Source organism: Pseudanabaena sp. FACHB-2040 (assembly GCF_014696715.1).
In the GTDB taxonomy this organism is placed as follows: Bacteria; Cyanobacteriota; Cyanobacteriia; order Phormidesmidales; family Phormidesmidaceae; genus JACVSF01.
The window spans coordinates 476,350-490,801 of record NZ_JACJQO010000005.1; the positions used below are offsets into that span (position 1 = coordinate 476,350).

The 14,452-nt window shown below is 55.0% G+C and carries 13 protein-coding genes; 6 read left to right on the plus strand and 7 right to left on the minus strand.

Features of this window, described 5'->3' with window-relative positions; genetic code table 11:
* Positions 1-3: 3 nt before the first annotated feature.
* Both H6G13_RS05875 and H6G13_RS05880 read right to left on the minus strand, forming a co-directional pair.
* A complete protein-coding gene (locus H6G13_RS05875) occupies positions 4-561 on the minus strand; it encodes a 2'-5' RNA ligase family protein (RefSeq protein ID WP_190482222.1) in 558 nt (185 codons plus the stop codon).
* A 72-nt stretch (positions 562-633) separates the two neighbouring features.
* Positions 634-1,047 (minus strand): hypothetical protein, encoded by a 414-nt coding sequence (locus tag H6G13_RS05880; RefSeq protein WP_190482223.1) that lies wholly within the window; start codon positions 1,045-1,047, stop codon positions 634-636.
* Between the two features lie 141 nt (positions 1,048-1,188).
* Here H6G13_RS05880 and H6G13_RS05885 point away from each other — a divergent pair, with 141 nt between their 5' ends.
* Positions 1,189-1,680: a GNAT family N-acetyltransferase gene (locus H6G13_RS05885; protein WP_190482224.1), complete on the plus strand. Its 492-nt coding sequence runs from the start codon at positions 1,189-1,191 to the stop codon at positions 1,678-1,680.
* An 89-nt stretch (positions 1,681-1,769) separates the two neighbouring features.
* Positions 1,770-2,546, plus strand: a complete 777-nt coding sequence (locus H6G13_RS05890; protein WP_190482225.1) for a methyltransferase domain-containing protein — start codon at positions 1,770-1,772, stop codon at positions 2,544-2,546.
* 121 nt (positions 2,547-2,667) lie between these two features.
* On the opposite strand, the gene H6G13_RS05895 is transcribed toward H6G13_RS05890, so the two are convergent.
* Entirely contained in the window at positions 2,668-3,351 is a 684-nt protein-coding gene (locus H6G13_RS05895; protein WP_190482226.1) for an SOS response-associated peptidase, read from the minus strand.
* Positions 3,352-3,381: 30 nt separating this feature from the next.
* Positions 3,382-3,948 (minus strand): SRPBCC family protein, encoded by a 567-nt coding sequence (locus tag H6G13_RS05900; protein WP_190482227.1) that lies wholly within the window; start codon positions 3,946-3,948, stop codon positions 3,382-3,384.
* Positions 3,949-4,050: 102 nt separating this feature from the next.
* Here H6G13_RS05900 and H6G13_RS05905 point away from each other — a divergent pair, with 102 nt between their 5' ends.
* From H6G13_RS05905 to H6G13_RS05920, 4 genes are all read left to right on the plus strand, one after another.
* Positions 4,051-4,542 carry a pyridoxamine 5'-phosphate oxidase family protein gene (locus H6G13_RS05905; protein WP_190482228.1) on the plus strand — a complete coding sequence of 164 codons (492 nt, stop codon included), beginning with the start codon at positions 4,051-4,053 and terminating at the stop codon, positions 4,540-4,542.
* Between the two features lie 221 nt (positions 4,543-4,763).
* Complete coding sequence (locus tag H6G13_RS05910) at positions 4,764-5,786, plus strand: permease (protein WP_190482229.1); 1,023 nt, start codon at positions 4,764-4,766, stop codon at positions 5,784-5,786.
* A 32-nt stretch (positions 5,787-5,818) separates the two neighbouring features.
* Positions 5,819-6,613, plus strand: a complete 795-nt coding sequence (locus H6G13_RS05915) for a TIGR03943 family protein (protein WP_190482230.1) — start codon at positions 5,819-5,821, stop codon at positions 6,611-6,613.
* Positions 6,614-6,632: 19 nt separating this feature from the next.
* A complete protein-coding gene (locus H6G13_RS05920; RefSeq protein WP_190482231.1) occupies positions 6,633-8,183 on the plus strand; it encodes a hypothetical protein in 1,551 nt (516 codons plus the stop codon).
* A gap of 31 nt (positions 8,184-8,214) precedes the next feature.
* Here the strand turns inward: H6G13_RS05920 and H6G13_RS05925 are convergent, their stop codons facing one another.
* The 3 genes from H6G13_RS05925 to treZ are packed head-to-tail and all read right to left on the minus strand — an operon-like array spanning position 8,215 to position 14,452.
* Positions 8,215-9,744 carry a trehalase family glycosidase gene (locus H6G13_RS05925; protein ID WP_347277436.1) on the minus strand — a complete coding sequence of 510 codons (1,530 nt, stop codon included), beginning with the start codon at positions 9,742-9,744 and terminating at the stop codon, positions 8,215-8,217.
* Positions 9,745-9,776: 32 nt separating this feature from the next.
* The gene (gene treY, locus H6G13_RS05930) at positions 9,777-12,578 is read right to left on the minus strand and encodes a malto-oligosyltrehalose synthase (RefSeq protein WP_190482232.1); all 2,802 of its coding nucleotides are present in this window, start codon (positions 12,576-12,578) and stop codon (positions 9,777-9,779) included.
* A gap of 29 nt (positions 12,579-12,607) precedes the next feature.
* Positions 12,608-14,452, minus strand: coding sequence for a malto-oligosyltrehalose trehalohydrolase (gene treZ, locus H6G13_RS05935; protein ID WP_190482233.1), 1,845 nt, complete (start codon positions 14,450-14,452; stop codon positions 12,608-12,610).

Sequence of the window (14,452 nt, forward strand, 5' to 3'; positions counted from 1 at the left end):
TTGTTAAAGGGACTCAGCGTTGAGGGGTTGACGGTAGAGACAGCGTAGCTGCCGCACATCTGCCTGGGTTTGGAATGAATCAGGCGCTGCAACAGCCTGCACTTCATTGAAGGCAATTTGAGCTGGGGGGGCAATAGCACCTAGGGGTTGGTTTTTGACCATGGCATCTGCGATTTCCTGCCGCACCGCTGGCTCTAGCGTTTGATAAAGCAAGCTCAAGTGCGGATTGAGCTGATAGCCAGCTGAGTCCGGCAAGGCCTGGCGAATTTGCTGAGCCAGTTGAAGAAGCAAATCGCTGGGCTGGAGCTGCACAAAAACGGTTTTAGCAAATACCGAACTCTGCTGTACACCCACAACATCTAGTGTAAAGCCAGGAATACCCCGTACCGCTACTGCTATCGCCTGCTGTAGGTTCACACTTGCAGGAACCGGCCCACTCTGCAAAGTGACATGAGGCAAAAAGGAGGTTGCCCCGTAAGCTTGAGCCAAGCTATCGATCAAAGCCTGAAAATCGGTTAGATATGGTTCAGACGGTACCAGCCAGAAAGAAATGTGACCCACACTTCACCCCCCCTTAAATAAATCAGAAGGAAAGAGCCCCCGCGCTCCTCTGCCCCTCTACCTTCGATGCCCTCAATGCCCCTTACTATCTCGCACAAACTGTACATCATGGATCGGACAGCGGGGCGTTTCTACAGTAGAGCTGCGGCGGTACCACTCTTGATGGCAGCTAGCGACGGGGCAGACATAGTGAGGGCTTTCAATCGGGTTGTGGCTACCGGTCAAAGGCTCGTAAGTTCTTAGCAATTTCAGGATGGCCTCGGCGGGGGTGTGCTCCTCTAGAGACAGTCGCAGCCACTCTCGCGTCAATTCGTGCTGAGACAGTACCGCTACAATTTGCTGGGTAGCCGGAGGTTCCGTCGGCCCCTGACTTAGCAAACCGGCTAGCTGGCCGTCTACCTGCTGAGCAATCGGGGTATCGAGAAGTTTGGGCAGGTAAGGCCGGATTTCTTGAGCTATGTTGACAATTTCATCGGCAGAATACATAAAAACACCCTAGGTTGAGTGAATGCCTCCATTTTAGTGGGATGTAATTGCGGCCCTTCCTCTGCCAGCGCTGCGACGATAAAACTATTTACACAGATCTGCCGCCTAGTAAGAATGTCCCTAGAGCCACCCAGGTAACCTATGTCTGAGGCTAACCCCTTCCCACACGCTGACCGATTGCCGCCAGGGTGCTGCTTGAGAAAAGCTAGGGCAGAAGATAGCTGGGCAATTCGCTGGCGGGTGCTGCAGGCTAGGCTAGACCCGACTCAGCTGCGCTGGCAGCAGTTTTGGGTGATTGAGTGCGATAAGGAGATGATCGCCTGCGGCCAGCTGCGCCAATTTGAGGGGGGCCAAGAGTTGGGCAGTCTGGTGGTTGCGCCCCAGTGGCGAGGCCGAGGCCTAGGCACACTACTGACCACTCATCTGATTCAGCAGGCTAGCGGCCCACTCTACTTGGAATGCTTGGGCGATCGGCTAGCTCATTTTTACTATCGCCTAAGCTTTAAACCGGCTACTTGGGACACTATGCCGCCAGCCCTGCAAAAAAAGTTTCGCCTCTCCCAACGGATTTCTCGCTGGTTGCGGCTGCCGCTGCACGTTCTTTGCTATGAAATTCCCCCACTGCAGCCCTAACGTTTAGGCACAATGAAGGAAGCGGGCAAGCGTTCTACCCTTGCCGTTTATCTCCGCTGTCAGAGCTGCCAACTGGCCAACATAGATATATGGAAAACTCTCCCAATCAAGCCTGGAATACGGACCTTTATCAAAGCAGCCATAGTTTTGTCTGGCAGTATGGGGAATCGCTGCTGGATTTGCTGTCGCCGAAGAGCGGTGAGCGGATTCTAGATTTGGGCTGTGGTACGGGGCAGCTGACGAATGCGATCGCAAAACGCGGAGCCACCACTCTAGGGACAGACGCGGATGCCGACATGATTGCCCAAGCCCAGAAAAACTTTCCTGAGCTTCAGTTTGAGGTGGCCGATGCCCGCTACTTTGTCATGCCGGATGCAGTCGATGCCGTGTTTTCTAATGCCGTGCTGCACTGGATCCAGGAGCAAGACTGGGTAGCTGAGCGCATCTGGCAAGCGCTAAAGCCAGGGGGAAGATTTGTAGCGGAATTTGGCGGTAAAGGCTGTATTCAGTCGATTTTAGATGCTATTCACATTGTTCGCTCTAATCTCGGCTACGGTCAGACCACCGCAGCTCCCTGGTACTTTCCCAGCGTAGGCGAGTATGCCACCCTGCTAGAGCAGCAGGGATTTGAGGTGAGCTTGGCGACTCTGTTTGACCGCCCTACCCCACTAGAAGGCGAAACAGGCTTAGCTAACTGGATCTTTATGTTTGCTGGACGCTTTTTAGGCGACTTGACTATGGATCAGCAGGCCGCCGTGATCAAGGCAGCAGAGGACTGGCTGCGCCCCTCTATGTATCAGAATGGGCGTTGGATAGCCGACTACCGCCGCCTGCGGGTTGTGGCAATCAAACATCAGACCATCTAAACCACAGACCCCCATTAGGCGAGCCTTCTTTGAGATTTGGGTAAATACGCTAGAAGCATCTGCTAACCCCCGCCCCCACAGTTTCCCACCTTCTCGACCTCCCCGCATCCCGCGTCCTTCCTCACACCTCTACCGGCTCTAGACACTCAGCCGCATCATTTCGGGGACTGTTCACAGCTTTGCTCACCGGGTAGCTCTCCATCCCCTCTGCACGATAGGGATCTAGCATGGTCTGAAGATCCTTAGGATCATAAAAGTCAGGGTCTAACCAGGCCGCGTACTGGTCAGGCTCTAGAATCACGGGCATGCGATCGTGGACAGGTTCTAAAACTGCATTAGCAGCCGTGGTCAAAATGGTGCAGGTATCTAGTTCGCTGCCGCTTTGAGGATCGGTCCACTGCTCCCAAAGTCCGGCAAAGGCAAAGGGGGCATGTTCTTTTAGGCGAAAGTAGTAAGGCTGCTTGGCCTTGGAGTTGGGGTCACTTTTCCACTCATAAAAGCCGTCGGCCACAATCAGGCAGCGTCGCCGCTTGAAAGCAGCCCGAAAGGAGGGCTTTTCTGCAACGGTTTCAGAGCGGGCATTGATCAGCCGACTGCCGATGCTAGAATCTTTGGCCCAACTTGGGATCAGGCCCCAGCGCAGCAGCTGATAGCGGGGTTCTGGGCTGTCTGGGGTAGCTAGAATAGCTGAGACGGGCTGGGTCGGGGCAATGTTGTAGCGTGGCTGGAGGTTGGGCACAGCCTTGAGCTGAAAAGCCTGAGCCACCGATTCGCCGCTTTGGCTTTGGGTGAAGCGTCCACACATGGTTAAATTTTGAGCCTGGGTTACTGGCCCTTACCTGCCGCGCCGCTCCATTTCATCGCGGATGGCCTCCATGGTTTCTATCAGGCTGGCTTCAAACAGCTTGTAGAACATTTTCTTGAAGGGGCCTAGGTCGGCCTCTGCCTTGACCTGCTGGGAAATCAAAACGGCTTCGGGGTAGGGTAGGTTCCAGTCTACCGACTCTATCCGCCAATGTCCGTACATGTACTTGAGATTGCCTTCTAACAGCCGGAAGCTGATTTGCTGCTGGTCTATCTCGACATTCTCAGTCAGGATAGTAGTCTCTACTATAGACAGCAAAATGCGGCGGCGGTCGATCTGTTCGACAATGCTGCGAGCGCCATCGATTTCGACAATGCGGCTGGCAGCAATAGTGGGCACGAAGCGATCGAAGCTGCTGTAGTCAGTGAGGACAGACCATGCGATCGCAGCATTGACTTTAGCCAGTCCCATCAATGCATACTGACCTTTTTCCCCCAGCAGCACCACCTGCCCAAGATTCAGCCGCTGTCGGTCTGAGTCCGATAGCAGAGAAGTTGAAGCCATTGCCGAAGGATCGGGGCTAGACACGGAGGCCATGGACTGGGGTAAGTTAATAAGGTCTTTAGGCTACTTTACCCGAACTCCACAATTTAAGGTGTTCGTACCCTTAACATACCCGCAATTCTGCTGATAGCGCTTATGTCACAGTTCGACGAGGTTCTTGCGGCCTATCAGGCTTTTCCCACCGAGCGGCAGAGCCTGATGATGAGCACCGTGACGGCTGATGGCATGCCCCATGCCAGCTATGCTCCCTTTGTCATGGATGAAGACCACCGTCTCTACATCTATATCAGCGGCCTCTCAGCCCACACACAGAATCTAGAGCAGAGCGGCAAAGTTAGCGTGCTGCTGATCGCCGACGAAAGAGAAACTCCGCAGATTTTTGCCCGTAGTCGGCTAACCTACGACTGCACAGCCCAGCTGCTAGAGCGCAAGACCCCAACCTGGGACCATGTGGTTAGCCGCTTTGAGTCTCGCTTTGGCAACATTATTCAAATGTTTCGACAGCTAGAAGATTTTCGGATTTTCCAGCTAACGCCTTATGCTGGCCGATTTGTGGTGGGATTTGGAGCGGCCTATGACGTCGATCCACAGCAGCCCGATCGGCTAATCCAGGTCACAGGGAAGTGAGCGGGCAACGGCCAAAGCGCTATCAGAACCAGCCCTAGACACAGTTTTGGCCGAGTCTACAGAGACATTTATAGGAGTACTTTTTGAGATAATTTGCCGCTGCTGTTACCGGGATCGCCTGCCTTCTCAGTGATCCCACGGAGCAGACACACCCTGGAATAATTCGGTAGAATGGCCTCTTGTAACTAAAAGTGCGCCCCTTCGGGTCATCTTCTGCGCCTATGGGACAACTCAATAGTGGCATTACGCTTTTTTTGAGCTTGCTGGTTGAAGCCATGCCCTTCCTCCTAATGGGGGTCGCCTTTTCGAGCATTTTGCTGTTTTTTGTCGATGAGCGAAAGCTGATTGCTGTTCTGCCGCGCAACCCTATTCTGGCTGCTCTAGCAGGCAGTCTGGTAGGGTTCTTGTTCCCGGTGTGTGAGTGTGGCAACGTGCCGGTGGCCCGACGGCTGCTGATGCAGGGTGCACCTACGGCAGTGGCGATTGGCTTTTTGCTGGCCGCTCCCACGGTCAATCCGATTGTGTTTTGGGCGACTTGGGTGGCCTTTCGAGACCAGCCAGAGATTGTGTTTTTGCGGCTGATCTTTACCCTGCTGATCGCGACAACAATTGCGGCTATCTTCAGCAGTCAAAAAGATATGCGCCCATTTTTGCAGCAGAACTTGGCTCGACTAATGGCCGATCCGGCAGACTCTCCGGCCCAAGCTGCCTCGGATGATGGCTCAATGCTGCTGCAGTCGGGCACCTTTTTGCTCCAGGCTCCCGGCAAAACGCTGCAGCTCAGCGCCCCGGCAGGTCAAACCTTAGCAATGGCGGGGTCGATGCCAAAACCTTTCGGCGACCGGCTGCGGCTAATGGTAGACAACATGATTTTGGAGCTGCGAGAGCTGGGGGCGGTGCTGATTATTGGCAGTGCGATCGCAGCTTTTGTGCAGGTTGCCATCCCTCGCGAACTGGTGCTCAGCCTGGGTCAAGGTCCGGTCACCTCGATTTTAGCGATGATGATCTTGGCCTGGGTAGTTTCTATCTGCTCCACCGTAGACTCTTTCTTTGCACTGTCGTTTGCCTCCACCTTCACCAGTGGCTCTTTGCTAGCTTTTCTGGTGTTTGGCCCCATGATCGACCTGAAAAACATCAGCCTACTGCTGACCGTGTTTAAGGGCCGGGCTATTCTTTATCTGTTTGTGCTGGCAGGTCAGATGGTCTTTGCCCTGTCCCTGCTGATGAACCTATATTGGACCTGATTAGACCTGTTTTGAGGCATCTGCAAATCGCTATGGCCGTTTCTTCCCGTTCTATTTCGCGCCGGAAGGGCTCTATTCCCTGGTCAATGGTCGTGGATCTGCTGATCCTGGGACTTTGGGGCGCTATGCTGGTGCGCTTTTGGGTGACGGGTCAGATGGCGCTACTGCTGCACCCTGACTACCAGTGGCTGGCCCACTTAACCGCGATTTTGCTGCTGGGGCTAGCGGCTTTGCGGGGGCGGCAAATCTGGCAACAGGTTAGCCAGTTCTCTCGCCTGCCCCCGGTGATCACAGCAGACTCTCACATCAGCCTGCTGCCGCGCCAGATCAGCACTAGCCTGCTGTTGGCGGTAGCCGTATTTGGCCTGATTTACACCCCCCGGCCCTTCACTAGCGACACGGCTCTGCAGCGAGGTATCACCGATACGCTGACTATGACGCGATCGCAACCTCAGCGCTTTACCCTCAACACCAACCCTGAAGAACGCACCATCATCGACTGGGTACGCACCCTCAACGTCTACCCCGAACCCGATGCCTATGCGGGCAAAAAGGCCGACGTCGCTGGGTTCGTCATCTATCCCCCTGGCTGGTCAGAAAACTATCTGATGATCTCCCGCTTTGTGCTGACCTGCTGTGCCGCCGATGCCTACCCGGTAGGGCTGCCGGTGCGGCTAGCCGAGGGTCAGCCTCGCCCCCGTCAAGACACCTGGCTGCAGGTACAGGGCCAGATGACCACCGACACCCTAGACGGTAAGCGTCAGCTTGTCATCGATGCCAGCCAGGTGGAGGAGATCCCTGAGCCTAGAAATCCTTACGAGTACTAAATCCCTTTCATTTTTGCCTATGTCTCGCCGTCGCCATCGCCGCAGCCTCTCTCCTCTAGACCGCTGGGCCTCAATTTTTATGACCGGGATGGCTCTGCTGATCGGCGGGCTGCTGCTCTCTGGCGACCACGCCTTAGCCCGAGTGCGAGACTTCTCCTGGGACCAGCGACAGGTCGGCGCAGAAGATAGAGCATTTTTGCTGACCTTTAGCCGCCCTATGGACCCGACCAGCGTAGAGCAGAACCTAGTAGTCTCGCCGCCGCTGCCGGGCAAGGTGAGCTGGGCTGGCCGCCGCATGGCCTACACGCTAGACGTTCCGGCTCCCTACGGAGAAAACTTTTCCATCCGGCTCAATCACGCCAAAGACCTATTTGCCGCTCGAGAAGAGCGGGAGGCCCGCTTTGAGACTTTCCAGAGCACCTTTCAGACGCGCCACCGCGCCTTTGCCTATATCGGCAGTGAGGGAGAAGAGGCCGGTCGCCTGGTGCTGGCAGACCTGACCCGGCAAGACCAGCAGATCCTCACGCCCGCAGATTTGGTGGTCATGAGTTTCAAGCCCTATCCCTTGGGCGATCGCATTCTCTTTGCCGCCACCGATGCCGCTACCTCTCAGCAAGGTGGGCTTGATCAAAAACTTTATACTGTTACCACTGGGCTCAATCCCCGCCCGCCAGAGGAATTGGGCAGCTCTTCTCGCTCGCCCCTGGCGCTGTTTCGCCGTCAGCCAGTCAACCAGCCTCCCGGCAATATTGAGCTGGTGCTAGACAGCAAAAACTATCAAAACCTAAAATTTGACCTTTCTCCAGATGGTCAAACGATTGTTGTGCAGCGGGTTAGTCAAAGCAACCCGGCAGACTTTGGCCCCTGGGTTGTCAAGGCAAACCAGCCGCCTCAACCCCTAAAGACTGAGCCTGGTGGCGATTTTCTCATTGCTCCAGACAGCCAATCCCTGCTGCTGCTGCAGGGCCAGGGCACGGCCATTATTCCCTTAGATGAAGCCACGCAGCAGACCACTGAACCGCTGGATTTTCTGCCCGAGTATGGCCGGGTGTTTGATATGTCTCGCGATGGCTCTTCTGCAGCAATGGTCAACTTTAACCAAAACGACCCGGAACAGCGCTACACCGAGTCGCTATTTTGGGTGACTAACCAGGGCGAAGAAACCGAGCTAATGCAGGTGACAGGCACGGTCATGGATGCCCAGTTTGACCCCACCAATCGCATTCTCTATAGCCTCACAAGTGAGGTGCTGCCTGGCGAGGAGTACGTTGAGCAGCCGGTGCTGTCGGCTGTTACCCTGCGGGAAAAGCAGGTCACAGATCTGCTGCTGCTGCCGACCCAGCAAAACATCACCATGGACTTAGCTCCCGACGGGTTGGCTCTACTGTTGAACTTTGAAGGAATGATGTCGGCAGAGACGCCTGCTTCTCCAGAGGTGCAGGCCACAAACAACTCTATCTGGCTATTGCCCCTGTTTACCTCCTCAGAAGATCGAATGCAGGGCAAACCTGCGCAAAATCAGCCTGAGCCGATGCCTTTTAAGGGTATCCAGGCAGCCTGGTTACCCTAAGCCTGTGTCGGGGCCAGCGGCAAACTAGAGGTCAGGCCATTCCCATCATGGCTAGAAACTCTAGAACAACTCCATTCGTCCAGCCAAAGCCGACTTCGTTGGAGCTATAGCCAAAGTGGATCTCGTCAGAGACATCTGCTGAACAGCGCTCTATGTCGTACTTCTCAACCAGGGTGCCGCTCTGTTCAAACTCCTGGATAACCATGCTGACAAACTTTTGGGCCAGTCGGCGGGCGTCCATCTTAAACTGGTAGCGGTTGAGCCCCTGCACGGCAAAGAGTTGCAGGGGAGCCCAGCCAAAAGGGGCATCCCACTGATTGCCAGAGATGTGAGTGCTGGTCAAGAGGCCGCCAGGTGCTTCAAACTTCCAAAGATTCTCTTGCACTTGGCTGGCCTGCTCCTCGGAAGCAATACCGGCCCAGAGCGGCATGAAAGTTGTGGCAAACTCATACACCCGGCGCTGGCCTTGGTGCACGTTGTAGTCAAAGTACAGCCCTGCCTCGGGGTCCCAGAGATAGCGGTCGATCAGCTGCCGCCTCATTTCGGATCGGCTGTTCCAGGTTTCAACGGCTTTGGGCTGCCGCAGCAGGGCATGGATGCGGGCAATGTCGCGCTCCATGCGGTAGAGCAGCACATTCAGGCAGACCGGAACGTGGTGAACGATGTCGGCGCTGAAGGGGCCAAAGCGATCGCTAATATCAAAGCCCGACTCGCGCATGGAGCGATCGCCAATGTAAAACTGCTCGGTGAGACAATCTTGCTCGGCATCGTAGAAGCGGGTGAGGTCATAATCGGGCACGGCATGATGACGGTAGTACTGACACACCCGGTCGTAGTGGGTGTGGCCTGCCTCATCACGCTCGGAGCAGACGACCTCCGGGGCTGGGCCATGTCCTAAGGCATGATAGCGAGACAGCCCGGTCGTGGGTTCGAGGTGGGGCTCGCTCATCCAGTAGGCGTAATAGTGCTCTAGAGCGGGCAGCACTGAGCGCAGCCATTGGCGGTTTTGGGTGTATTTAAACAGCTTCAGCACCATCAGCGACAGCACTGGCGGCTGGGAGCGGTTTAGCATGTAGGTGCGGTTGGCGTTGAGCACCTTGCCGTAGTGCTGCACCTGGTAGACCAGCTGATCGACCATGCTCTGAGCCATTGCCAGTTCTCCATCGCGCAGTAGGCCCAGCAAAATGAAGTAGCTGTCCCAGCCATACATTTCGTTGAACCGACCACCGGGCACCACGTAATCGTGGGGCAGGTAGAGCAGGCCGTGCTCTGTAATCGCTTCGGGGTCATCAGGCAACACCCGTAGGTCAATCTGGGCGTATTCTTCGGGCGAGAGGGCGGCTTTGAGTGCCTGCTCGACCGACTGCCGATTTTCCTGGGCGGAGATGTACACGGGCCAAGTTTGGCCGGGGCAATGCTCGACTTTCTCATCTCTGGCGGCTTCTAGAATGTGAATCAGGGAGCGCGAGAGGGTCTGCCATGTGGCCTTGATATAGACACGAAGAGAAGTGACCTGCCGAGAGGAAAGCCGCTCGGCAGGCGCAAGGGTTTGAATATGCACAGCTTGGAAGTCTGAAAGTTGGTTAATCCAACCTACTCAGATTCCCCGTTAATCAGTAGGGCTACAGAGAAGTTTTGCAGAATCTTGCCGATTGGCAGCCGAGGCTGATCCGCAATTTCACAGTCAGTGATGGTTTCTCGCCACTGGCCCCGCAGCGTATCTGGAATGACTAGGGCCGTATCTCCCCAAACCGCTTCGCCTAGAGGCTCCTGATCATGCTCGATCAAGGAGGTGAGGAAGCGGGGGGCCACTGCGATCGCACACCTGCCCTCATAGGAGCGAGCAAAGGCCATAATGTTGCCTGCGTGGGTGCCTTCCACCTGTAGGGGCAGGTAGTCACCTTGCTCAAAGACCGGCAGATACTGTCGCCGGGCTTCTAAAATGCGGGTGATCAGAAACAGCTTCATGCGGCCATCGTGCCGGGTAGCCTGCAGATCAGACAACAGACTTTCCATGCCAGTTTGGCTGCGCCGCTTAATCTCCTGCAAAAACGACAGACGCTCTTCATACTGCACCGGGCGGCGGTTGTCGGGGTCAACCAGGCTCAAGTCCCATAGCTCAGTGCCCTGATAGAAGTCGGGTACGCCAGGAGAAACAACCTTTAGCAGCGTCTGCGAAAGGGAGTTGAAGATGCCGTAGGCAGCCAGCTTCTTTTGCAGGGGCAGAAAAGCCTCTAGAAATTCGTTCTGCTTGCCCTGCTTGAGAATGCGGTTGACGAACTTGACAAAGCCGTCCTCATACTCGCTATCGGGCCGCAGCCAGGCGGTGTGCACCTTGGCCTCCCGCACAGCTTTAACAACGTAGGCTTTCACCCGCTCAACAAAGGATTCATACTCATTCTCATTGCAGGGATAGGCCCCCAACAGCGTCTGATAGAGGAAATACTCGTCATTGGCGTCGGGAATCACCCGCTTTTCCGTGACAATCTTGTAGGGATCATTGATTTCCCGCCAGCGATGGAGGTACTGCTCCCACTCCTGGGGAATTTCCGAGAGCACGTTGAGCCGCGCTCGCATGTCTTCACTGCGCTTAGTGTCGTGGGTAGAGGAGGCGTTGATGGCGTGGGGCCAGTGGGCCAGGCGGCGCTGGTTGAACGTATGGAACTCGCTGTCGGTGAGGCCAAACTTGCCAGGGTGCCCGCCCACCTCGTTGAGCGAGATCAGCCGATTGTAGACGTAGAACAGCGTATCTTCTACGCCTTTAGCCATCAGTGGGCCAGAGAACTGCTGAAAGCGCATGGCGAAGTGGAGCCACTGGGCCCGGTCCTCGTCGGGGAGGAAGTCTTCGTAGTCGAGCAGCAGAATCTTTTCAATAAAGTTCAGCTCGTTCAGCAGCTGGGGAATGCGCTTTCTGGCACTGTCGATGGCTTCAGTGATGTACATGCGATCGCGATCGCTCACCCCATCTTCATTGGTATAAGTGCAGTACACCGGAAACTGCACCAGCACTTCCAAAACGCTCTTTCTCAGACCGCTCAGGGTAAAGTCCCGGCCATAGCGGTACTTGCCAGCGATGCGCTTGATCATGTGACCCAGGTTGTCCACATCGCCGACCAAGTTAGTCTCGGCAATCAGGCGCTTCTTCTGTATCATCCACTCTTTATAGTTGGGATTAAGCCCAGTAAAGCGGTGATAGATTGCGTCAAACCCCTCAGCATTACTAGTCTGGCAAAAGAGGCTATTGATCCGGTTCAAGAAGTCATAGCCAGAGGTGCCCTGAATCAGCCAATCCTCCGGCAACTCCTCCTCAAGTTCCAGGATCTTTTCAATCACAACATAGACATCACCAAACTTGGTACGCAGCCGCCTGAGATACTGCTCGGGGTCATATAGCCCGTCAATGTGATCGATTCGCAGCCCTTGTATCTGACCATTTTTGACCAATTGACCAATCAGAGAATGGCTCTTCTGAAAAACCTTAAGGTCTTCAATTCGTAGGCAGATCAGTTCATTGACGGTGAAGAAGCGGCGATAGTTGAGTTCTTCCGCTCCCACTTTCCAAAAAGACAGCCGGAAGAACTGATCAGACAGCAAATTGTCTAACAGATCATGGCCATTAACCTCAGGATTTTTATTGTTGAAAATCTCTAGGTTTTGTTCAATGAACTCTTTGACGTGTTCATTGGTATTAAAGAGCTCCCACAGCAGCTCTTTGACAAATTCGGCCTGCTGTTTGCGCTCTCTACCAGTTGTCTCAGTTGAGACATTTTTGACCATGTAGAGAATGCCCAGCAGCTTGATAAAGTCTGGGTTGCTGCGGCCTAGCTCGCGGGCCAGCCGATCCATGTCGTGGTTGAGGAACTGAGTATAGGACTCAATCCGCAGCGGAATTTGCAGGCTGTAGTAGTTGACGGTCAGGCCCGCATGGCTATAGCTGAGCGTAATCTCGCCGTTTTCTAGACAGTTGCCGTAAAAGTCCCCCAGCATGGGCGTAAGAATTTTGCCCCGGAAGTCATCAAAGGGGTGCTCCCACTCCACATCGAAAAAATCGCAGTATTCCGAATAGGGACCGTGCTCTAGAATGTCGATCAGAAAGGGGTTTTCTGAGTCATAGGCCATGTGGTTGGGCACAATGTCCTGTAGCCAGCCCATATTGCGGGACTGCAAATCTTCAATGAGATCATTGAAGTCTTCCTCGGTACCCAGTTCGGGGTTGAGCTGGCCGGCATCGACCACATCATAGCCGTGGCTGCTGCCAGCGCGGGCCTTAAAAATAGGGGAAGCATAGATGTCAGAGATGCCCAGCTCTTCTAGGTAGGTGAGGATTTTTTGAGCATCGTTAAAGCCAAATTCCTGACGGAACTGCAGTCTGTAGGTGGCAGAAGGTGTGCGCATAGAGAATCACCGATGAGTTGGCTGGACAGTTAGGCAAAGGAGGCAGCTGTCTGGGCAGTTTCGTACAGCACAAAGCTGTGCGGCGAAAGGGTCAACTCTTGAGCGACTTCCAGGACCTCAGGGGCTTGGCTCCCTGGGCCCTTCCAGGATACCTCTGCCGAATCAAGGCGCTTCTGCCAACGTCCCTCAATCTGAACCGACTGCACGACCGGCTCGGCCTGAAAGTTCATCAAGCAGGCCAGTTTTTGACTATCACACCAACGCTGCAGCAAGATCACCTGGTCACCAACACAGTCTGCAGTTAAAGACTCGACCCCTTGGGCGGGCATCTGTAGAGCGGGCAGTTCCCGGCGCAGGCGAATCAGGGTTTGATATAGGACCCAGAGGGACTGGTGATGTCCTTCTTGGCGTAAGTTCCAGTTCAGCTTTGACTGGTTGAAGCTGTCGCGACTAAAGGCATCGGGCGCATCTCCCTCGGCGTGAAAGGCTTCGAACTCACGCTTGCGACCTTCTCTAACAGCCTGGATCAAGTCGGGGTCGCTGTGGCTAATGAAGTAGAGAAAGGGCGCGGGTTCACCGTATTCCTCGCCCATAAACAGCATTGGCAGGTAGGGCGAGAGCATCACGGCCCCGGCCAACAGCTTCAGCCCTTCAAAAGATGTTAGAGCGGTCATGCGATCGCCCATCATGCGGTTGCCGACTTGGTCGTGGTTTTGAGAGCAGACCACAAATTGATAGGGTGGGCAGTGGCGGGCATCGCTGCCGTGGTAGCGCTTGCGGGTTTTGGAGTAGGACCAGTTATAGACAAAGCGGTCTTTAAAGACTTTAGCCATGTCGTTGCAGGTACCAAAGTCTTCGTAGTAGCCCTGGGTTTCGCGGGTAAGCAGCACATGGAGGCAGTGGTGGAAGTCGTCGCTCCACTGAGCATCAAGGTTGTGTCCACCTTGCTCCGGGGGGTTGATCACCCGCACGTCGTTGAGATCGCTCTCAGCAATCAGGTAAGCCGGAAAGGCGCGGGTTTGCATGGCGGCCTGTACGGTTTCCTGCATTTGGGCTAGGACGTGCTTGGCCCCAAAGTCGTAGATAGCGTGGACAGCATCGAGCCGCAACGCATCGAAGTGAAACTCTTGGAACCAATAGAGCGCGTTTTCAATGACGAAGTTGCGGACGCCTTCGCTGTAGGCATCATCGTAGTTGATAGCAGCGCCCCAGGGAGTGCGGTAGTGCTCGGTAAAGTAGGGGCCAAAATCGCGGGTGTAGTTGCCCTCGGGTCCAAAGTGGTTATAGACCACGTCTAAGATGACCGCTAGACCGTGCTGGTGACAGGCATCGACCAGCTTTTTCAGGCCCTCAGGGCCGCCATAACTAGTCTGCACGGCAAAGGGGTAAACACCGTCGTAGCCCCAGTTGCGATCGCCTGGGAACTGAGCTACGGGCATGATCTCAACGGCGGTGATGCCCAGCTCTACTAGATCGGGCAGCCGCTCAATGGCTGATTCAAAGGTGCCCTCTGGGGTAAAGGTGCCGATGTGCAGCTCGTAAATTACGTAATCTTTCAGCGGTACCCCTGACCAAGCGGTATCTTGCCAAGCATAAGCGCTGTGGTCAATGACTTGGGAAGGGCCGTGCACGTCCTCAGGCTGGTATTGAGAAGCGGGGTCGGGGCGCAGTAGATCGCTGTCTAGCTGGTAGCGGTACAGCGTACCGGGTGCAATGTCGTCTAGGGTAGCGCTCCAGTAACCGTCTATATCTTGCTTGAGGGGAATGAGGCGAGGTTCTGGTCCTTCTAGCTGTAGGGCTACCTGCTCTCGCAACGGAGCCCAGACTGTAAACTCGCACTGATGATTTCCTTGATACTGCGCTCCAATTCTCAT